The sequence below is a fragment of the Rhodococcus sp. ARP2 genome, assembly GCF_001029585.1.
Taxonomy (GTDB): domain Bacteria; phylum Actinomycetota; class Actinomycetes; order Mycobacteriales; family Mycobacteriaceae; genus Rhodococcus_F; species Rhodococcus_F erythropolis.
The window spans coordinates 111,767-132,128 of the sequence record NZ_LEKE01000046.1; the positions used below are offsets into that span (position 1 = coordinate 111,767).

Annotated in this window: 19 protein-coding genes; 4 read left to right on the plus strand and 15 right to left on the minus strand. The window is 61.2% G+C overall.

Translation table 11 applies throughout. The features are described from left to right. Window positions 1-166 precede the first annotated feature (166 nt). The 5 genes from ABX74_RS11045 to ABX74_RS11065 all read right to left on the minus strand — a co-directional run bounded on the left by ABX74_RS11045 (window position 167) and on the right by ABX74_RS11065 (window position 6,498). Window positions 167-1,327: a serine hydrolase domain-containing protein gene (locus ABX74_RS11045; RefSeq protein WP_047888828.1), complete on the minus strand. Its 1,161-nt coding sequence runs from the start codon at window positions 1,325-1,327 to the stop codon at window positions 167-169. A gap of 126 nt (window positions 1,328-1,453) precedes the next feature. Then, complete coding sequence (locus ABX74_RS11050) at window positions 1,454-2,359, minus strand: hypothetical protein (RefSeq protein WP_223257883.1); 906 nt, start codon at window positions 2,357-2,359, stop codon at window positions 1,454-1,456. A 125-nt stretch (window positions 2,360-2,484) separates the two neighbouring features. Continuing rightward, window positions 2,485-3,843: an L-serine ammonia-lyase gene (locus tag ABX74_RS11055; RefSeq protein WP_047888830.1), complete on the minus strand. Its 1,359-nt coding sequence runs from the start codon at window positions 3,841-3,843 to the stop codon at window positions 2,485-2,487. After that, the gene (locus ABX74_RS11060; RefSeq protein WP_047888831.1) at window positions 3,840-5,054 is read right to left on the minus strand and encodes an amidohydrolase; all 1,215 of its coding nucleotides are present in this window, start codon (window positions 5,052-5,054) and stop codon (window positions 3,840-3,842) included. The genes ABX74_RS11055 and ABX74_RS11060 overlap by 4 nt, the downstream gene beginning before the upstream one ends. Before the next feature lie 100 nt (window positions 5,055-5,154). Further along, window positions 5,155-6,498 carry a DUF3100 domain-containing protein gene (locus ABX74_RS11065; protein ID WP_029255155.1) on the minus strand — a complete coding sequence of 448 codons (1,344 nt, stop codon included), beginning with the start codon at window positions 6,496-6,498 and terminating at the stop codon, window positions 5,155-5,157. A 136-nt stretch (window positions 6,499-6,634) separates the two neighbouring features. On the opposite strand from ABX74_RS11065, the gene ABX74_RS11070 reads away from it, so the two are divergent. Continuing rightward, a complete protein-coding gene (locus ABX74_RS11070; RefSeq protein ID WP_223257884.1) occupies window positions 6,635-7,633 on the plus strand; it encodes an Lrp/AsnC family transcriptional regulator in 999 nt (332 codons plus the stop codon). A gap of 36 nt (window positions 7,634-7,669) precedes the next feature. Here the strand turns inward: ABX74_RS11070 and ABX74_RS11075 are convergent, their stop codons facing one another. The 4 genes from ABX74_RS11075 to ppk2 are packed head-to-tail and all read right to left on the minus strand — an operon-like array spanning window position 7,670 to window position 13,931. Continuing rightward, a complete protein-coding gene (locus ABX74_RS11075) occupies window positions 7,670-8,635 on the minus strand; it encodes an endonuclease/exonuclease/phosphatase family protein (protein ID WP_029255157.1) in 966 nt (321 codons plus the stop codon). Between the two features lie 47 nt (window positions 8,636-8,682). Next, complete coding sequence (locus ABX74_RS11080) at window positions 8,683-10,377, minus strand: SulP family inorganic anion transporter (RefSeq protein ID WP_019748017.1); 1,695 nt, start codon at window positions 10,375-10,377, stop codon at window positions 8,683-8,685. Beyond that, on the minus strand, window positions 10,374-13,136 hold the full coding sequence (locus ABX74_RS11085) for a cation-translocating P-type ATPase (protein WP_047888832.1): 2,763 nt from the start codon (window positions 13,134-13,136) through the stop codon (window positions 10,374-10,376). Before ABX74_RS11085 ends, ABX74_RS11080 begins: the two co-directional genes overlap by 4 nt. Window positions 13,137-13,163: 27 nt before the next feature. Next, window positions 13,164-13,931, minus strand: a complete 768-nt coding sequence (gene ppk2 / locus ABX74_RS11090; RefSeq protein ID WP_153212522.1) for a polyphosphate kinase 2 — start codon at window positions 13,929-13,931, stop codon at window positions 13,164-13,166. Between the two features lie 219 nt (window positions 13,932-14,150). Between ppk2 and ABX74_RS11095 the strand changes: the two genes are divergently transcribed. Further along, complete coding sequence (locus ABX74_RS11095) at window positions 14,151-14,402, plus strand: three-helix bundle dimerization domain-containing protein (RefSeq protein ID WP_020907398.1); 252 nt, start codon at window positions 14,151-14,153, stop codon at window positions 14,400-14,402. A 131-nt stretch (window positions 14,403-14,533) separates the two neighbouring features. After that, window positions 14,534-14,911 carry an SHOCT domain-containing protein gene (locus tag ABX74_RS11100; protein ID WP_020969370.1) on the plus strand — a complete coding sequence of 126 codons (378 nt, stop codon included), beginning with the start codon at window positions 14,534-14,536 and terminating at the stop codon, window positions 14,909-14,911. Here ABX74_RS11100 and ABX74_RS11105 read toward each other — a convergent pair. Next, a complete protein-coding gene (locus ABX74_RS11105) occupies window positions 14,889-16,334 on the minus strand; it encodes a hypothetical protein (protein WP_047888833.1) in 1,446 nt (481 codons plus the stop codon). The two genes, ABX74_RS11100 and ABX74_RS11105, sit on opposite strands and share 23 nt — an antisense overlap. Before the next feature lie 78 nt (window positions 16,335-16,412). Next, window positions 16,413-16,811, minus strand: coding sequence for a hypothetical protein (locus ABX74_RS11110; RefSeq protein ID WP_019748023.1), 399 nt, complete (start codon window positions 16,809-16,811; stop codon window positions 16,413-16,415). 162 nt (window positions 16,812-16,973) lie between these two features. Here ABX74_RS11110 and ABX74_RS11115 point away from each other — a divergent pair, with 162 nt between their 5' ends. Then, the gene (locus tag ABX74_RS11115) at window positions 16,974-17,567 is read left to right on the plus strand and encodes a GNAT family N-acetyltransferase (RefSeq protein WP_047888834.1); all 594 of its coding nucleotides are present in this window, start codon (window positions 16,974-16,976) and stop codon (window positions 17,565-17,567) included. Between the two features lie 17 nt (window positions 17,568-17,584). Here the strand turns inward: ABX74_RS11115 and ABX74_RS11120 are convergent, their stop codons facing one another. The 4 genes from ABX74_RS11120 to ABX74_RS11135 all read right to left on the minus strand — a co-directional run bounded on the left by ABX74_RS11120 (window position 17,585) and on the right by ABX74_RS11135 (window position 20,350). Continuing rightward, complete coding sequence (locus ABX74_RS11120; protein ID WP_223257885.1) at window positions 17,585-18,661, minus strand: ABC transporter substrate-binding protein; 1,077 nt, start codon at window positions 18,659-18,661, stop codon at window positions 17,585-17,587. A 142-nt stretch (window positions 18,662-18,803) separates the two neighbouring features. Then, on the minus strand, window positions 18,804-19,622 hold the full coding sequence (locus tag ABX74_RS11125; protein WP_047888836.1) for a helix-turn-helix transcriptional regulator: 819 nt from the start codon (window positions 19,620-19,622) through the stop codon (window positions 18,804-18,806). A 54-nt stretch (window positions 19,623-19,676) separates the two neighbouring features. Continuing rightward, window positions 19,677-20,003 (minus strand): DMT family transporter, encoded by a 327-nt coding sequence (locus ABX74_RS11130; protein WP_047888837.1) that lies wholly within the window; start codon window positions 20,001-20,003, stop codon window positions 19,677-19,679. Then, on the minus strand, window positions 20,000-20,350 hold the full coding sequence (locus ABX74_RS11135) for a DMT family transporter (RefSeq protein ID WP_019748028.1): 351 nt from the start codon (window positions 20,348-20,350) through the stop codon (window positions 20,000-20,002). Before ABX74_RS11135 ends, ABX74_RS11130 begins: the two co-directional genes overlap by 4 nt. Between the last annotated feature and the right edge of the window lie 12 nt (window positions 20,351-20,362).

Sequence of the window (20,362 nt, forward strand, 5' to 3'; positions counted from 1 at the left end):
ATGCCGCCGACTATGCCCACGAGCGGGCTGTCGCTGTTGAGTAGCCAGTCGTTCAACGATCCCATGAGCGCCTCTTTCGGGTTTCGATCTGCCGACGGTCGAGCTTATCGACAGATCGAACCCGGTATGTCACTTTTGTCCGAATTGTGGATCGGACCTGAGGTGATCAGCCGTAGACGTTGTCGGGGCTGATCAACTTGGTGATCGGTACCATCAATGCGCTGGTCAGATCAGTCTCGCCGTCGATGTCGGTGTTGATGAAGACGACCAGGGTGGTGTCCTTCTCGGGCAAGTAGACCGAGACTGTCTTGTAGCCGGGCAGGCTTCCGTTGTGACCGATCCAACCACCGCTGTTGAATAATCCGAGTCCGTAGCCGGAGCTGTCGTCCCCTTCGCTCAAGTTCACGGTCTGCAGGCGCTGCTTCTGAGTGTCGTCGGTGAGGAGATCGCCCTTGGCCAGCGCCGGAACCCAGATGCGCATGTCGTCCAACGACGAGATCATTGCACCCGCGGCGCCGCCCCACGACGGATTCCAGTCCGTCGCCGCGGTCACGGATTCGTCGAGCGTTTGGTTGGTGTACCCCTGTGCATGTGGTGTCGGGAACGCGTTGGTCGTGGGAAAGCTTGTGTGCTCCATGCCGAGTGGTGTCGTGATCTTGGTGTCGATGACGTCCGACAGTTTTGAGCCGGAGACCTTTTCGATCACCATTCCCAGCAGAATAGTGTTGGTGTTCGAGTAGTCGACGGTGGTCCCTGGTCGAAGTTGGAGTGGGAGGTCCTTGACGTATCCGACGAGTTCCTCCGGTGTGAAAGTTCGGCGAGGATCCGAAAGATATTCCATCACAAACTGTTCAGACGTCGTGTAGTCCACGAGGCCGCTGCGCATCCCTGCCAGATGACGCAAGCTGATCGCATCACCTTCCATGACCCCGTCGACGTACTGGGAGATCGGATCGTCGAGACCGATCTTTCCCTCGTCGACCAATTGCAGCAGGGCGGTGACGGTAAATGTCTTGGTGACGCTACCGATCCGGTGGTAGAAGTCGGTCTCCATCGGTGCCTTGGTTGCAGTGTCGGCAACTCCTGCAACCTTCACATAGTTGCCGTCGGGTCCCCAAATGCCCACCATCGCACCGGGAATCCCCGTCGAATTCACCGCAGCGTCGATGATCGAATCGAGCTGGCCGGTGATGGCAGAGTCCATGACCTTGTCAGTGGTGGATGTGGGATTGTCTGCGGATTTGTCCGTGCTGCAGCTGATTACAGCGCCGGCAACCATGGCGCTGCACAGGCCGACAAGCATGATGCGTCTTGCTCCGGTTTTCATGAGTCGAACTCTGCCTGTCCGAGGGCACTCACACATCGACCCCGGGTACGGCAGACGCAGTCCCCAGGTACCTCCTCAACCGGTACCGGGGGACTACGGAACCCTGGCCTGAACCCTTGACTTGGGTCAGAGCCCGCCGTCGAAGAACGCCGCCAGCGCCGGTGCGGGGTCTGCCGCGGTGCCCATATTTGCTACGCCGACAACGATCAATCCCAGCGTGAACAGTGCAGTGAGAAGGCCTATCGACCCCGATATGAATCTCGTCCGCCTGTCGGATCGTGCCGTTCTCGCGAAGCGTGCCCACACGACCACAGTCACGGCCAGTGATATTGCTGCCGCGATCAGCGCGATCACCGCCATGGCCAAGTGATACCGCGTGAAGTCGCTGATCATCAGTTCGAGGGCGGGACTTTGCTGATTTCCGGTGGCCGTCGACTGAGCGAGCTGTTGTCGGACCTGCCCGACAGTTTCGGAGAGTGCCCCATCCGTCTGGGCCACGGGCAACATCGAGATCAGCGAAGAGAAGGGTGCGACAACACCTTGGACATTTGCCATCACGAGTACCGAAGAGAACAGCGCGAGGAGCGTGACCAGGCCTCCCGCCGAGACGAATGCGAGTTTCTTTACAACCGTCAGAGAGCCGGCGTTCACGAACGACGCCTTGACCATGCGGCCGAGTGCGAGCAGAACCGTCAGCAGGATTACCGCGATCACAGCCTTGGCCACGTGGTAACGCAGCCAGTAGTCGACAGCGGACTCCAAGCTCGGAGAGAAGGCTTGGACACCGGAACTCCAGTATTCGACGAACGCGGCGCGGACCGTCTCGACGAGTTCCCCCTCGCCTGCGTACCCATCGCCCGGCCTACTCGTCAGCATGCCCGGGGCGAGAACGAAGGCAGCGGAGAAACCGGCGACCAACGCGATCAACGCGGCGATCTTGCGACCGGAGGACTGCGTCGAGCGCGTCGGCCCCGCAGTGTTGTGCAGTGGAGAGTTGTGCAGTGGGATTCCTCCAGCGTGATGAGCGATCATCTGGTCACCGTCCACAAGGTCATGTCAACGAGTGTAGAAATCGGTACACCGGACTTCATCGTTCGAGAGGATGATATTTCCGGTGATGGCGTCCGCCCGCCGTCGCCGCTGCCGTCGACATCCCCTCAGCACTCGACGACATTGACGGCGAGTCCGCCTTCACTGGTTTCCTTGTAACGCACGGACATGTCGTTTCCGGTTTGGCGCATGGTTTCGATGACGGTATCGAGGCTCACTACATGCGTCCCGTCACCCAGGTATGCGAGCTGAGCTGCGGTGACTGCAGTCGAGGCGGCTACGGCATTTCGTTCGATGCAGGGGATTTGGACCAGGCCACCAACCGGATCGCAGGTCAGCCCCAGATGGTGTTCCATGGCAATCTCAGCTGCATTCTCGATTTGTCGTGGTGATCCGCCCATGACAGCGCACAAGCCGGCTGCCGCCATCGCGCAGGCAGCTCCGACTTCACCCTGGCACCCCGCCTCCGCACCCGAGATCGAGGCATTCGCCTTGATGATCGATCCGATTGCGGCAGCGGTGAGGAGAAAGGTTCGAACGTCGTGAACGCCTGCGCCCGTCGCACGTATGTGGTGATAGAGCACCGCCGGCACGATTCCTGCCGCGCCGTTCGTCGGAGCCGTTACCACGCGGCCACCTGCTGCATTTTCTTCGTTGACCGCCATGGCATAGACGGTCAGCCACTCGCGTGAGGATGGTGCGCAGTTACGTTGTTCCAGTTGAATGTTCGCAGACCGTGCTCTGCGGCGAACTCCGAGACGCCCGGGCAATACACCTTCGGTCTGGGTACCGCGCTCGATGCAGACGCGCATCGCGGACCAGATCGCGTCGATGCCGTTGAATGCTCGATCCTGGCCGTGTATCGCGATTTCGTCCGACAGTGCCAGTTCGGCGATGGTTCCGGAGCCGCATTCCGCCAGTAGCTCTTTCGCGGTTCGATAGCCTGAGTTGATCGAATGCGTGCTTGCTTGCGTCTCCGTTCCGGCGCGCAGTACGAATCCGCCACCGATCGACAGATATGTACTCGTACAGACGATTTCGTTACCCTTGAAGGCTGTCAGTGTCATCGAGTTGGGGTGCCCGTGACGGCGAACGAGTGGCTCGAACACCATGTCCTCGCGAGTGAACACAACATGTCCGAGTGAACCGCCGACTAGCATCACCGATCCGCCGTCCGACAGCTCGGTCCAACGCCCGTGAACGTCGGTCGGCTCGCACGTTTCAGGATCCAACCCACGAAGTCCCGCAATCACCGCGTCGGGAGTGCAGTGACCTATTCCGGTGGCGGCGAGAGAGCCGTGCAGGTTGCAGCGAATTCGGTCGACCGACGCGGTCAAGCCGGCGGCGGAGAGCTCGCCGCCGAAAGTGCGGGCGGCGCGCATCGGACCGACCGTGTGTGAACTGGAGGGTCCGATGCCGATGGAGAAGAATTCGAGAGCGGAAACATAGACGCCGGTGGTGCTCATTCGGCGCTCGTGACGGTGGTCGCTCCTGACTCGCGCTGGGCCGCAATCGTCAGGAGATTGGAGCGCGAGTCCCCAGTGGCGGCTCGGATCACTGTGCGCGCCATTGCGATTGATCCGTGCAGAACAGCTTCGTCGCCCGCTGCGGAGCGGGCATCAGCGGCAAACTCGATAGTGTGAGGAACTCCGGTGACGCCGCGCAACGCGATCATCGGGTGGATCGAGGGGACCACCTTCGACACGTTGCCCATGTCCGTCGAGCCGCCGGTCAGGGGAGTTCGGGCGGCCGCGGTGCGGCCCAGGCTCGCGATCTCCTCGTCCCAGATCGTCGCCAGCACGCGATGTTGAACAAGCTCCTCGTAGCGCGGTTCGGCGCGTTCGGTCGACCAGGAGCAGTCGCTGGCCACAGCTGCGCCCTCGAAGCAGGCGAGCATGCGACGCTTGGCGTCCAACAGCACGTCGAGTTCTGCGGCCCGAACTTCCGCTCGCACCAACGTCGAGGCCGGAATGATGTTTGTTGCTTCGCCGCCGTGCTCGACATAGGCGTTGAGCCTGACGTCGGACGGAAGTTGTTGACGGAGAAGTCCGATGGCGACCAAGGCGATCGTGGCGGCGTCACCTGCGTTGATGCCCTTGTGTGGCGCAGCGGCCGCGTGTGCGGCTCGTCCGGTGTAGGTCACGTCGAACCGGTCGACTGCCTGCGTTCCGGTGACGGTGCAACTGACGTCTTCACCTGCAGCGCCGTGGACCATGATCGACATCGCCGCGCCCTCCCATGCGCCACGTTCGAGCAGCAAGACTTTCCCGCCGCCATGTTCTTCGGCCGGCGTACCGAGAAGGACGACAGTCAGGCCGTGTTCCTCCGCGACCTCTCCGAGCGCGATCGCTGCTCCCAGTCCGGCAGCGGCGATGACATTGTGTCCACACGCATGACCGATGTCGGGAAGGGCGTCGTACTCGGCGCAGACTACGACGCGGAAGGGGCCGGAGCCTCGCACAGCTTCGAATGCCGTCTCGAGGCCGTAGGCGGCGCGAGTAACCGTGAAGCCGGCTTCCTGTGCGGCGTCCGCCAAGAGGGCGGACGCCCGATGCTCTTCGAATGCCAGCTCTGGGTGAGCATGGATCGTGTGGCTGACATCGATGAGGCGTGATGCCCACTTCTCGATCGTGCTCGAAACCGAGTCTGTGTGGGTGAGGGTGTCAGCGATGGACATGGGTATTGCTTCCTTTCAACATCTTTGGTTCTCTGTGTCTTCGGATCGCGGTGTCTTCGGATCGCGGTGTCTTCGGTTCTCAGCGTCTTCGGGTGCAGTTCTAGTGCCAGAGGCCCAGCGCGAACTCCGCGACGACCACGGAAAGTAGGTAAGAGGCGAGGATCGCGACGATTCCGACGGGCACGATCTTCCAGCCGATCGTCTTGAGCAAGGGAAGGTCCTTGCCGAGGCTGAGACCTGCGACAGTCAAGGTGAGGGTGCAGATCGAGAGAAAGTCGACAGTCCCGACGGTGCTCGAGACGAAATCACCGATGGGGGACCACGGTGTTGTCGCCAAGGCGCCGATGGTGATGATTGCGATCATCGCCGCGATCTTGCCGCGCGTCAGGCGGGCCACGCCGACGCCCAGGAGCAACAATCCGGTGAGGATCAGGTAACCGACGATGATCGATCGAGATACGCCACCCGCTGCGATCGAGGAGACGATGACCCCACCGACGAACAGAATCGGAACGATGGTGGTCAGCGGCACGGTGACGCTCGGCGCAACCGCTCGTGGGGCAGTGTCGGCTTTCCGTTCGCTGGTCGTCTTCGAGCGCTTGGTGAGTGCGCCGTAGATTCGATCGGCAAGGGGGAGTGCGACATACATGCCGACATACACGCCGAGGAGGCCGGTGATGATGTTGGATGTTGCCGCTACGGCGAGTACCTGGTCGGCCATCTCGGGGTGCGCCGAAACGACGCTGGCGGCAGCGGCAGCCATCATCGAGCCGGATCCGACCCCAGCACCCATCGCCAATGCAAGGGGGTCGAAGATGTTGAAGGATGTCGCCAGCGACGCAATCAGGCTGATCAGCACGGCACCGAACAGAGTGCCGAAGACGTACATCGACAGGACACCACGGTACTGGTCGGAATCGGGACCGTAGCGTTCACTGACCATCGCGAAGGACCCCTCGCGGTCGATGGAGAAGGTGGCTCCGACGGTGGCCGGTCCCATCCGAAGGAGTACCGCCAGCGGGAGTGCGAGAGCGATAGTGCCGAACAAGTGCCCCAGTTCCTGCAGTAGCAGGGCGGGGCCCGCCTCGAACAACAGTTGGATGTTCGGGCCGATGGTGAAAGACAGTCTCGCGCAAAGCAAGAGAACAGCCAGCCCCATGATTGCCGAGGCTGCGGCCTGAAGATCGAGGCCGAGAGGTTTCCAGTTCTGACTCGAGACGAGACCGCCGGCAATCAGTCCCCACACCATGGGCAAGATCGTGATGGCGGCAGCGCCGACAGGAATCACTGCGGGGCCGATCAGTTGGGCACCTGCCGCAAGCGCGAGGAGCAGAATCGCCACGATCCACAGCCGTGGCGACCTCAAGGCGAAAACGATCTTTTGCGTCGGGGTTTGATCGCTGACCGGAGAATCGTCATGCGAGACAGGGAATGCTTCGGTCATGTCGGTGTCTTTCTCGAGGGGGCGAACGAACGCAAGAAGCAAGCGTTCTCGAGGTTCAGGATTTGGTGGACTATTGATGTGATGAAGTTAGGATCGATGCGTTTCGATCCTGTTTCGGTGCAGCATTCTTTTGAAAGTGAGGTCCTCGGTGCAGGATCAGGTGCTCAAGGACGAAGATCTTCGGCTGTTGAACGCACTGCAGATCAGGCCGCGAGCCTCGTGGTCCGAGCTTTCACGCGCGATCGGTTCCGACCCGGTCACCCTGACCAGGCGTTGGGAGCGTCTGCACTCGCAAGGGATAGCGTGGATCGCTGCGTACCGTGGGGGTCCCATCGTGTCGGCGACCGCACTGCTCGAGATCGAATGCGCACCGGCACAGACCTTGAGCGTGGCCGAACAGATCGCGCACGATCCCGAAGTTCTCACAGTCGATCTCACAACCGGCAATCGGGATCTACTCGTCACGCTCACCTGCACTGACCTCGATCAATTGTCCAGGTATGTCTTGGAACGAACACGATCGCTGCCGATGGTCACTGCGATGCGAACTCAGATCGTGTCCTCGGCGAATTCCGACGCACGAAACTGGCGTCTACGTGCTCTCGATGCGGAAGAAATTGCCGCGCTCGAGTCGGCCCCGGCGGCGAAGAGTCGTGGGGTACGCGCCAGCGAAGAGGAACAGTCGAAGCTGTTCGACATCCTTTCTCGCGAACCACGAATTACCGTCTCGGCCCTCGCTGCAGCCCTCGGCGTCACGCCGGCTCGCGCCGGGGCGCTCCTTTCTCACGAGCTGTCGACGGGGCGCCTGGTCGTCCGCACGGAGATTGCTCGGCCCTACTCCGGCTGGCCGGTCTACGCCTGGTATTTCTTACGTCTCGAGGGGCGAAAGGAAGCCATTGCTCAGCGCCTTTCCCTCCTGCGTGAGGCGAGGCTTGTTGCTTCGACGATCGGCAGCTACGACATCGCATTGGCGGTGTGGCTGCGCTCGATCGACGACGTGCAGCGTTTGGAAGGTTATCTCGCCGAGCAGTTTCCGGGCGTATCCGTGGTGGACCGGTCGATCGTTCTGCGTACGCCGCATCATCTACATCGAACAATCGATGTGTCGGGTCGAAGCATGCCGAAGCACGGGTGATCCGTAACGCGTTCGCGCGGATCGGGTGCTCTCCGACTACTGGGGGATCGCCACGTCGACGATCAAGCCGTAGTGATCGGAACCTTCGATCTCGATGCGCTCGAGAGACTTCGCCTGTGCACCCCGCAGAAGTACATGGTCGATGCCGACGATCGCGGGAAATTTTTTGTCCGCCGGGTAGGTGCGAACGATGCCGACTCCCAATTGGTCTGCGGTATCGGAGTAGCCGACGTCGAGAAGGTCACGGAATTGCTTGTGCGTGAAGGTCGTGTTGAAATCGCCACTGACGATGACGGTTTCCTCGGCGGCAGCGGCGTCGAGCGCGTTTCTCAAAGTGCTCAGCTCGGCAGTCCACACGTCGGGCGGGGTCACGTACGCCGGTCCGGGGTGAACCGCCAGTAGGGTGAACGCGGTTGAGAATCCCACTTCAGCAACAAGATTGGTAGGTCCGAAGCCGTTCAATTCCCGAGTTTCCGTCAGCGGATAACGACTGTAAATACCTGCGCCACCCCCGCCGGCCTCGTCCGGTACCAAGTAGTGATGCGGCAGCAGTTGCTCGAGCCCTTGATCTCTCAGAGAGCCTTCGAGTGATGTGGTCAGTTCCTGAACCGTCAGGACATCGACTGCCTTCTCACGCACCGTCGCAGTCAAACTGACGGGGTCTGCCTGCCCGAAGAGAAGGTTCGCTTGCATTACACGCAGAGACGGCCCGTCGATTTCGGAACTGTTTGCTACATACAGTGGACTGATCACCGACGCGCCCACCGCTATCAGTACCACCGAAATCGCCAGCAGGATCCAGCGGCGAAAAACCAGGCATATCAGGGACGCTGCGAGTGTGACTGCAAGCAGCATCGGGACAAAGGAGGCCACGGCGATCAACGGGTTGATCGGCTTGGTGGAGTACAACGAGATCAGCGCAATGACACCGACGGCAATCCCACCCACCCCGGCGACCTGAGCGATACGGCGAGCCGGAACGTTGTCCGTCGTGAATCCCATACCAAACGGTACCTAATGCAGCTTAGGCTCCCGATTGCCTGGCGTTGTCAGTCGCCGGTTCGGGTGCGGAATGCGTTCACGGCCGCTTCGATGGTCGGGTAGAAGTGCGTCGAATCGAACCTGTCGCCGACCCCGAATCGGATGAGTCGATCCTTGATCGGACCTTTCATCTCCGCGAATGCCAATCGAATTCCTTTGCCCTCCAAAAATGTATCCAGATCGACGAGTTCGTCGACGGCGGTCGTGTCGAGCCCGGTGATCGGCTCGGCGGCAATGACCACCCATTCGACCGGGTCGGGTGCCTTGGCGACGACGGAGCGAACGTACTCGTCGAAGATCTCGCCATTCGCGAAAAACAGTGGTGCGTCAAATCTCACCAACACGAGGCCGGGGATGCGATGTCCGTCCGGGTGGCGTTCGACGTCGTGGAATCCCGCGGGTTCGCCCGTCTCGACGAGTTCGGTTCGATGTGGCTGCCATACCTGCGCGATGACCGCTACGAAGGAGAGTCCGATCGCAACAAGGATGCCTTGAAGCACCCCGACCAGGGCAACGCCCAGAAACGCCGCGACGGCGAGGCCGAATTCCACGGTGCTCATGCGCCACATGCGGACCATGCCGCCCACGTCGATCAGTGCACACGCGGCGACGATGACGACGGCGGCCAGTGTTGCATCGGGCAGATATGCCGTCAGTCCGGGAGCGACGAGGACAAACACCAGGACGGCGAGTGCTCCGACGACACCGGCCAATTGTGTATGCGCCCCACTCTGTTCGGCTACCGGCGTCCGTGATCCGCTCGCCGATATCGGAAATCCGCCGAACAGTCCGCCGGCCACGTTCGCGACACCGATCGCCTTCATCTCGGTACTGCCGTTCACGTCCTCGCCGTGGCGGGCGGCGAAGGTGCGCGAGAGAACGCCGGTGTCGGCGAAGGCAATCAGCGCGATACCTGCCGCCGGTCCGATCAGGTGCCCGACGTCCTGCCAGGTGACTCCACCGAGAGAGGGGAGGGGAAGTCCTTCCGGCAGTGCGCCGACCATGCCGATGTCATCGGTGAGACCGGCGGCGGCGGACAAGACTATTGCCGCGACGACGGCGACCAGCACACCGGGTACAACAGGTACCCAGAGCCGGAAGACCACAATGACAATGAGTGAACCCACGCCGATGACGGCAGCGAGGGGATCGACATCTCCACCGGCCAGAGCCTTTCCGATCTCACCGATTTCACCGAGGAGGCCGGACGCGTCGACGGAGAAACCGAGCAGCTTGGGAATCTGACCGATTACGACGACGAGCGCGATGGCGTTGAGGTAGCCGAGGCGGATCGGTTTCGAGAGGAGTTCGGTCACGAAACCCAGACGCAGAAATCCGCCGATCACCAGGATGAGCCCGACAAGGACGGCGAGAACCCCGGCGAGTGCAAGCGCGTTCTCCGAATCGCCGACCACCGCCAGCGGTATGACTGCGGCGGCGATGAGCGGTGCCAGCGACGAATCAGGCCCGAGTACAAGAATCTTCGACGGTCCGACTACCGCGTACGCGAGCAACGGCACGATGGTTGCGTACAGACCGGCGTACGCGGGCAATCCGGCGGCCTCGGCGTAGCCCATCCCCGCCGGGATCAGCAGGGCCGTCAAGACGAGCCCTGCTGTGATGTCGGTTCGCAGCCATTCGCGGCGGTACCCGCGGGCAGTCGCGATCCCCGGTAGCCGACCTAGACCCTCCGTCCACGTCATCGTGTGATTGTCCCTCCCTCAGCGGAGTGACGGGCGCGCTCGGGGGCAACTGCAGTGGTCGCGGTGATGGCGACAGGTGTCGGTGAGAGGCGGCGGCGTCGGATCGCCTTTTCCAACTCGACGACAACCGGGATGATCAGCGACCAGCCTAGGCAGACGAGCCACTGGGCGCCGGTCAGTGAGGTTGTCATGAGGAGATCCTGGAGAACACCCGCCTCGACGGCAAATACGGTCACGACCGTGGGGATGGTCAAGATCTTGATGGCACCGAGAACCGGCGGAACAAGGCCGGACTCGGGATCACGCCGCATGGTCAACCCAGCGAATATCGAACCGAGAGAGAGCACTACGAATGCGGTGGTCATGGGGACATTCGCCTCAGTAGTGCTCATTTCGCCGGGTGCGAGAAGCATCGCTGCGAGTGTCACTGCGAATTGCAAGACGCCGTACGCGAGCCACTGAGCGACTGCGCTTCGATGTGCGATCGGCATCTTGGGATCGCGTGGCGGCTTGTTCATCAGATCCGGTGGCGGCGGGTCGAGCATGATCACGGCGACGGGGAACAGTGTGATGAAGAAGTGCTGGAACAGCACCATCAGCGGTGTCAGTGCCACACCCTCGTTGATGTTGAAGATGCTCGCGGCGAGGAAGAGGAGAACCAACGAGAAGAGTTTCGACATCTGGTAGCGGATGTACGAGACGATCTTCCCGTAGATGTTGCGGCCCAGGGTGATCGCGGTGATGAGGGTTCCGAAGTTGTCGTCGGTGAGCACCATCTTGCCCGCCTGTTTGGTTACCTCACTGCCCGAGCCCATGGCGACGCCGATATCGGCCTTCTTCAACGCGGCGGCGTCGTTGACAGCATCTCCGGTCATCGCGACCACGGCGCCACCGCTCTGCATGACATCGACCAAGCGAAGTTTGTCCTGCGGAGTGACTCGGCCGAACACGTGCAGGTTCGGCAACGCGGCCGAGAGTTCGTCATCGGTCATCGCTTGCAATTCGGCTCCGCCGACCGCGCCCGGGCCGAGTCCGAGTTCGGCACCGATCGCGGCGGCGGTGATGGCATGGTCGCCGGTGATCATGCGGACCTCGATGCCGGCCCGGTGTGCGGTTCGCACCGAATCGACCGCCTCCGGACGCAGCGGGTCGATGATGCCTGCCATACCGACAAACGTCAGGTCCTCGACAAAGGACATAGGGTCCGCCACGACAGCGTCTTCCCGTCCGTCGAGGCGTCTGACCGCGAATGCCAGCACCCGAAGACCCTTCTCGGACATGGACTGATTTGCTGCCGTGAGTTCTTCTCGGACTTCCTCGATCGGGACCTGCCGACGGCCGGGGAGAAAGGCCGAAGAACACCGAGCGAGGACGACATCGGGTCCGCCCTTGACCAATCCGACGAACTGACTTACGCCGTCGACTTCGAGATGGTGGTACGTGGCCATGAACTTGTACGCGGAATCGAACGGAACCGTCGCCACCCGCGGGTAGGTCCGTCTGGTGAGTGGGGCGTCGGCACCGATCTTTGCCGCGAGCACCACGAGTGCGGCCTCGGTCGGGTCGCCGACAACTTCCCCGGAATCGGAAACCGTCGCATCGCTGTCGAGACACAGTCCGTATGCGAGAAGGGTGAAGTCGGGCGGTGCCTCGCCGGCAACCTGCGTGATCCTTCCCGCTTTGGCGTAGCCTTCGCCGTCGACCGTGTACCAACGGCCGTGGACGTACAGCGATCGGACGGTCATCTGGTTCATGGTCAGCGTGCCGGTCTTGTCCGAGTTGATTGCACTGGTCGCGCCGAGAGTTTCGACGTCGGTCAGGTTCTTCACGACGGCCTTGGCGTCGGCCAGTTGACGGGCCCCGTAGGCCAGCATTGCCTGGACGAAGGTTGGCAGGCCGGTCGGAATCGCGGACACTCCCATCGCGATACCAAGGAGCAGAAGCGTTGTCAGGTCCTGACCACGAATGAGTCCGATGACGACGATGACGATCACGGCCGTCCACGCGATGATGCCGAGAAGTTTGGTGAGAGAGTCCAATTCTCGTTGCAGTGGCGACTTGCCAGGGGCGACGGCCGACAACATCGACGCGATCTGGCCGATCTGCGTCTGCATTCCGGTCTCGGTGACCACCATGGTCGCTGTGCCGCGGGTGGCCGAGGTGTTCTGGAACACCAGATTGCTGCGGTCTCCGAGTGGAATATCCTCATTGCTCAGCGTTTTCGGGTCCTTCGGGATCGGCGCGCTTTCCCCGGTCAATGCGGCTTCCTGTGTCTCCAGGGTCGTCGAGGCGAGCAACCGTCCGTCGGCAGCGATGATGTCTCCTGCCTCGACTTGGACGACGTCACCCGGCACCAGTTCGGTAGCGTCGAGCTGAATCAGGTTCCCGTCACGAATGACCCGCGCTTGGGGTGTCTGCATCTTGGCGAGCGCGTCGACGCTGGCCCGTGCCTTCAACTCCTGTCGAGTTCCGAGGACGATGTTGAGCACGACGAGCACCGCCACCACGATCGCTGTCGGCACTTCACCGATGGCGATGCTGACCGCGGCCACGGCGACGAGCATCAAGTTCATCGGATCTTTCAGTTGCAGCAGTGCGATCGACCACGTCGACGGCGGTGGCGTCGAGGTGATTTCGTTCGACCCGTAGCGTTGTCGACGTTGGTCGGCCTCACTCGATTGCAGTCCGCGCTGCTGGTCCGACTGCAGTACGGACACGACTGATTCGCCACTCTGCGCATGCCACGGCGTGGGGCTCATGACCGCACGTCCTTTCCTTGGCGATCGTCAATACCGGGTCGGAATCCAGTGAAGCGGTTGTTTGGGCGTCTGGTAGCCGTGGGCCTTCTGCCGTTTCGGCAGGGTGATGTCAGTGGATTGCACGGGCTCGTAGGGGATCTGACTCAAAATGTGACTGATGATGTTGAGTCGTCCGCGTTTCTTGTCGTCGTTGTTCGCGACATACCAGGGCGCCCAGCCGGTGTCGGTGAAGCGAAACATCTCATCGCGAGCACGCGAGTAGTCGTACCAATGACTGAACGACTTCAGATCGAGATTCGACAGCTTCCAGATCTTTCGAGGATCGTCGATCCGGCTTTGCAGACGTAAGAGCTGCTGTTCTTCGCTGACCTCGAGCCAGTACTTGAGCAGAATGACTCCCGATTCCACGATCGCGCGTTCGACGGTCGGAATGAGCTGGAGAAATTGATGAGCCTGTTCTTCGGTGCAAAAGCCCATCACTCGTTCGACTCCGGCACGGTTGTACCAACTTCGGTCGAAGATGACGATCTCGCCCGCCGCCGGGAGATGTGGGACGTAACGCTGGACATACATCTGCGAATGCTCTCGCTCGGTCGGCGCCGGTAGAGCAACCACCCGGAACACTCGTGGACTCACGCGTTCGGTGATGGCTTTGATTACTCCGCCCTTCCCCGCGGTATCTCGGCCTTCGAACACGATGCAGACCTTGGCGCCAGACGATTTGACCCACTCCTGCAAAGCCACGAGCTCACCGTGCATCGGCTTGAGTTCGTGGCGGTATACCTTGTTCTTCATCGGTTTTTCTGCGACGAGTGCCGCGTCGTCGTGAAGAATCCGAGCGTTCTTTCCCACTTCCACTCCTTGGAGACGTGAGCGCGCGGGGCATCGTCCGCTCGTATGTGTATGCCCCGTATTCGGTCAACCTATTCTCTCCGTGATCGAGACCCGAATCGTGTTGTTTTCGAACCTGTTTCGAGTCTTGACGCAGTCGCCTGGACGGACGACCATTAATGAATGACTGGCGACGAAGAGTTGCTCCACGTCGAGCGGGTGATCACTCGCCTGATTTCCCGGTATCCGAATGTTCCTCCACCGGAGATCGAAAACAGAGTGCGAACAATTCACCAACGTTTTATGGGCTGTCGGATACGTGACTTCGTGCCTCTCCTTGTCGAAAAGGCGGCCAGACACGAGATCTCGAACCGGGTGATCGTGATTCCGATAATGGATGAGCGGTCCGCAGTGCTGAACCCTCTCGAACTGTAGCCGGAACGGACGTCGTCGGCGCATACTGAAATGACCTTGGACCAGGGAGTTTTGGCCGACTGCAGATTTCAGGCGCGGAATGTCAGCCTCCCGAACTCCTTATGTGTAAACCGAGTACAGGGAGCGTTGACATGGAAGGTTTCTGGGAATTCTTCTGGTTCATCTTCGTCTGCTTTGCCTTTGTGGCGTATTTGAGCGTGTTGTTCTCGATCATCACCGACTTGTTCCGTGATCACGAGACTTCGGGTTGGGCCAAGGCGTTGTGGATGATTTTCCTCTTCGTCATTCCATTCTTGTCCGCGATGATCTACGTGGTTGTCAAGAATGACGGAATGACTCGGCGGTCGATGGAGGCCGCTCAACAGCACATACACGCGCAGAGTGACTACATTCGAACCGTCGCCGGCAGGTCTCCGACTCAGCAGATCGCCGACGCCAGAGAGCTTCTCGACTCCGGCGCGATCAACGAAGAGGAATTCCAGGCAATCAAGGCAAAGGCGCTGGCGTAGTTTTCGTATCTTCTGCCCCAGGCCTGGCGTCGTCGGTTCCGGCGTCGTCAGGCCGGGCGTCCTGCGCGGCGGCGCGTGCCGGACGAACCAGCACTTCGAGAGCTACGAGTGCAACCAGCGCAATGACGACGATCCAACCCACGACCAAACCGGTGGGGTAGCGCCAGAAGAGCAGCAACAGTGCGGCGATGCCGATGATGGCGCAGCGCAGCGGAACACGAAGCTGATTGGCCCACCGCTCCACCTGATTTGGCGTACGGCCGCTTGAAGAATGCCGGACGAAGTCCAATGCCTGCCCGTAGCCTCGTCGAACGGCGATCGCCGACGACGACCCACCGACCAGGTAGGCGCCGAGCCCGACCACCACGCCGAGGACCGCAACCGCTCGCAGGCTCGTGCGCAGTGGTACCAGAACTGTGTCGATGACGGCAGTCGCGGCGTCTGGCGAGAGGATATCGGTGGGCACACTGTCGAGGTAGATTGCGCGTCCGATGAGAATTCCGATCGCGAGAACCAGCATTCCCAACGCAATCGACAAGCCGACCAGGGACAGTGCGCGGAGCCTGCGACCGGTTGGCGCAACGGCGACAGCGGCTGCCGCGCAAGCGATTCCCAACCACGGCAGCACCGATGAGACCTTGTCGAGTGCCGAGACGGCTCGCTGAGCCTTCACCAGCTCGGGGGACTGGAAGAGAACAAATTCCTTGTCCACGGAGGGGATTTTGTCTGCGAAGGCGAAGCCGCGGTCGATCAAAGCTGCTTTGACCCTGTCGATGATCGTACTGAGCGAAATGCTGACGGTTCCGCTCTGATCGACTTCGACGGAATTGGGGCCGTAATCTCCGGTCATGACCGAGACCAGTGCGTTGTGCGCCGATCGGTTCGCTTGAATCCACAAGTCCTCGAACTGTTGTGACCGAACGAGCGAGCCCACCGTGTCATGAACAAAGCTCTTTGCCTGGCCGGCGATCACCGGTGCCAACCCCACTACGGCTTGATCCAGACGCGGCGCGTTGGCCGCAAGATTCGACACGTCGGTCAGTGCGGTGAGTGCGTCGGTGGTGAGCCCCTCGACGTCGACACGATCGAAGATCTCGTCGGTGATCTGATTCGTGATCTCGGCCTGAACGGCGGGGTTCTCGCCCAGTGGCGCGACCGTACTGACGTAGCGGTCCGTGTCGAGTATCTGACTACGGGTGAAGCGGGTGGTCACGGACAAGACGGCAAGGAGCGCGACCAACACCAGCAGTATCGCCACGGCAGTCCACCGCAGTCCGTGTCGAGGTGGCCGGGAGACTTGCTCGACGGTCGTTTCGCGGGCGCTGGGAGTCTGCTCGCGGAGCGTTGCAACCTCTTGCCGCAACCTGGATAGTTCGGCACGTTCGTCCTCCTGGAGTGGGCCGTCGTTCGTGCCGTTTGCCATCATGTTCCTCTCCGGAGGGAAACTGCTGCCGCACAGATGAAAACGCTGAATTCGATGGGTGGATCCGGAGTCGAGACCTCAGATCACGTCGGGATTCCATGTCGCGACAGCCCAGATGACGAATACGTCGAGCGCGATGATGGTGATCGACCACCACGGAGAGTGGGGTAGCCACAGGAAATTCGCGAGGATCGAGAGCGAACAGAAGATTATCGCGCCTACCCGTGCCCACGTCGCGCCGGTGAAGAGCATGATTCCGACAGCGGTGACGAGCACGCCGAGTACGAGGTGAATCCATCCCCAGGAGGTGAGGTCGAATTGGTACGCGTATTCAGGGCCGACAACGGTCACATCGTCCTTGGATATCGCCGAGATGCCTTGGAGAATTTCGAGCACGCCGACGGTGACGAGAAGAACGGCTCCGCCCAGCGCGCTTCCTTTTGCCACACCTTGCTTGACCAGTGATTCCTCGGCCATGACCGCCCCTTGGTATCAAGTGCGAAATTGCCTGGCGTAACTCCGTATTGCGACTATTTACGGTGGTGAAGTATCCCGCTACGGGGCAAATCAAACATTGAGCGCTGGACATCCTCGCGATATTCGCTCGCTCACGAATCCGAGAGGATCTACCGTGACGGCATGGATGTGGAGGACGCAGGCATGACGCCGACGACTGCGCCGGTAACAATTCGGACGGATCGACTGGTGCTTCGTACCTACCGTCCCGGCGATCGTCAGGACCTTCTCACCTTCTACGGGCGTAGCGACGTGTGCCGGTATTTGTTCAACGAACCCTGGAGCCCGGAAGATGCGCGAGAGGCAGTGCAGACCAGAATGTCTCGCCGCGACCTGGCAGCGGGCGCGGTGGCTCTTGTTGTCGAATACGAGGGCCGGGTTGTCGGAAGCGCGAGTGCATGGCTAGTCGACGAATCAGGGGACGCTGTCGACACCGAGCGCACCGCCGAAGTCGGGTGGGCATTCTCGCCCGACTTCGGCGGCCGAGGATTCGCGACGGAAGCTGTGACCGCTCTGATCGACCTGGTCTTCGCGACACCCCGATTGCGCCGCGTGGTCGCGCAGATGGATGCGAGAAACGAATCCTCGGCGCGACTCGCGCGGCGAATCGGGTTGCGGCGAGAGGCGCATTTTCGGCAGAACGCGTGGATCAAGAACGAGTGGACCGACACTGTGGTTTTTGCAACGCTGCGCAGTGAGTGGCCTACAAGTCTCTGATCAGGAGGGCCGAGCTGCTACTTCGCAACCAGTTCGGTCAACTGGGGGACCAGCTCGTCAGTTGCCCATGGAACGCTCAAAACGCTGACGTACATGGTGGCGGCTGTCAGGCGATTGTCGGTGATCCACAAGTCCTTCCCGTTGGCGATAACCGGCCACCGTGCGAACAGGGTGTTGGCCAACGTGCTGTCGACTTCCGACTGATCGCTTGCCCATCCGAGATATACGTCGGTGTTGATCGTGTCGAGCTTTTCCATGCTGATGCCGAACAGGAACGAGTCGCCTGCAAAGTTCTTGGCACCGTTGACCACGTCGGGAGCGACTGTGAGTCCGAGGTTTTCGACGAACTTCACGCGCGGATCGTCCGGGCCGTAGATGGCCGTTTCGGTTTCGCCTTCGCGGATGTAAGACCCGAAGGCGAACGTGACTCCATTGAATTCAGGATGGCTGGTCTTCGACTCTTCCACCGTATTCTCGACGGACTTGATCAAATCCGCGGTCTGGGCCGGGCGCCCCAAGGCCTTGCCGACATCGGTGGCGAGGTTTTGCCACGAACTCGGCTGGTACGGCTTGGTGTCGTAGGGGAGTGTCGGGGCGATCGAGCTCAGGCGCTGATAGTCCTGCTCGGAGAAACCGGAGTACGGGGCCAGAATCAGGTCGGGTGCGGCATTGAGGATCTGCTCGAACAGAAGCTCACCGCTGTCGGAGTAGTACGGCGCCGGTGTGGGCAGCGGCTGGCCCGACTTCTCGAGTTCCGCGCGCGTCCACGGGAGGAAGCCGTCGGCGTCGCCGGCCCACGAGTCCTTCTGCATTGCAATCGGAGTGACGCCGAGGGCGATGACAGTGTCGGCCGCTGCGGAATCGAGGGTGAGGATCCTGGTCGGTTCCTTGTCGATGGTGGTGCCGCCGAATGCGTGCTCGATCGTGACGGGGTATGCGCCGTCCTCGACAGCAGATGCCGACGAACTATTTTCCTGGGCGTCCGATGACGACTGCGTGCAGGCGGTCAGAGGCAGTGCGGCCGCCACCATCAGCGCAACGACAATTCGCCTCTTCCGTTGGGGACGAATTCTCTGACGGGCAGATCTGAACACGCGAAACTCCTCGGGATAGATCGGGGAAGTGCTTGCACGACTCAGCGCGGTACGCACATGAGAGCAGGCTTACCTAAGTGAATCTAGGGCGCGTGCGTGTAGCGAAGGGGCCAGCAGATGTCGACAACAGGTCAGGCTCGAGTCAGTTGACAGCGGCGAGCGCATTGCCAGGGGTGTAGCCGACCGTCTTACGAAAAGCAGCGATGAACGAGCTCGACGTCCCGTACCCGACTCGACGGCTGACGGCGTTCACACTCATCCCGGTCCCCAGCATGCCCAGCGCTGTACTCATGCGAACCAGAGTGCGCCATTGCGCAAAACTCAGCGCAAGTTCCGCGGCAAAAATCCGGGTGACCGTGCGTCGGCTGAGGTTGAGAACGTGCGCCCACTGGTCGAGTGACCGATCGTCGGCGGGATCCGACAACACTTTGTCGACGAGTTGTCGAAGCCGGGGATCGCGGGGGATCGGTACGTCGAAGTGAGGTGCCGATGCCGGGGTGAGGAGATCGACACAGACCTGCTGTGCCCGAAGGCGTTGTTCTGCAGGCATTCCGGTATGGGCGAGGTGTATCAGCAGTACCCGGGCTGCCTCACTCAAGGTCACGATGCACGGTTCGTTCCAGGCGGGAGTCCACAACTCGGGGGTGAAGAGAGTGGCGCGGAATGCGACGTGCGGATTGGCCTGACCTTCGTGGAGGACCCCGCGAGGGATCCACAGGCCGACGCCGGGCGTGACGGTCCAGAGTTGATTGTCGATGATCATGTTGACGACGCCGCGGTCGGACCAGATGAGTTCGTGCTCGGCATGAGCGTGCTGTGGCCACTGGGTGATGTGGTCGGTCTCGACGATGTACGTCGTCAGTTGGAACGGCGTCGGGACGGCGCGCGCCATCGGAGTGTGGCGGTCGGAATCCGACAGGTGGAGGCCACCGTCGATTTCACGAAGGGCAGGGATCGGCACCGCGGACTACCTCCAAAGCAAAGTTAGGTAAACCTTACACCCTGTTTGCTGGGCTCAGTGGCCCGCACCGAGTTCGATGAGAAGCACGCCTGCCGCGATAAGGCCGATCCCCACGATCATGAGCTTGGTCAGCGGTTCGCGAAAGAGAATGCGGGATGCGATTGCCGTCAGCGCCACCCCGCAAGCAGTCCAGATGCCGTACGCAACGCCGATCGTCAGGCCCGCGTCGAGTGCGAGCGTGAGGAAAGCGAAAGCGGCGAGGTACCCCACGATGACAACCGCGAGCCATCGTTTGTCGCTGCCGTCCTGCGACGCCATCCGTAGTGACAACGTCGCGGTGACCTCGGAAATAATTGCAGCGATCAGAAATACGAAGGTCATGCCGGGTCCGCCGGCCCGCTGTCGGCAGCAACCTGGGAACCGAGTTCAACGCAGAGGACTCCGCCGATGACCAGGGCAATGCCGACGCCCATGGTGGCTGTCAGGGGGTCGCCGAAAAGGAAAGTCGCGAACACCGCGGTCAGGACAACTCCGGTTGCGCCCCAGATTCCGTATGCAACACCGAGTCCCATGCCCTCCCGCAGGACGAACGACAACGCGGTGAATGCTGCGAGATATCCGCCGACGACCACGACGTACCAGGCGGGGTGATCGAGGGCCGCGCGCAGAGACAGAGTCGCAGACACCTCGGTCAGGATCGCGGTGATCAACAGCAGCCATTTCTTCACGGTTCGGATTCT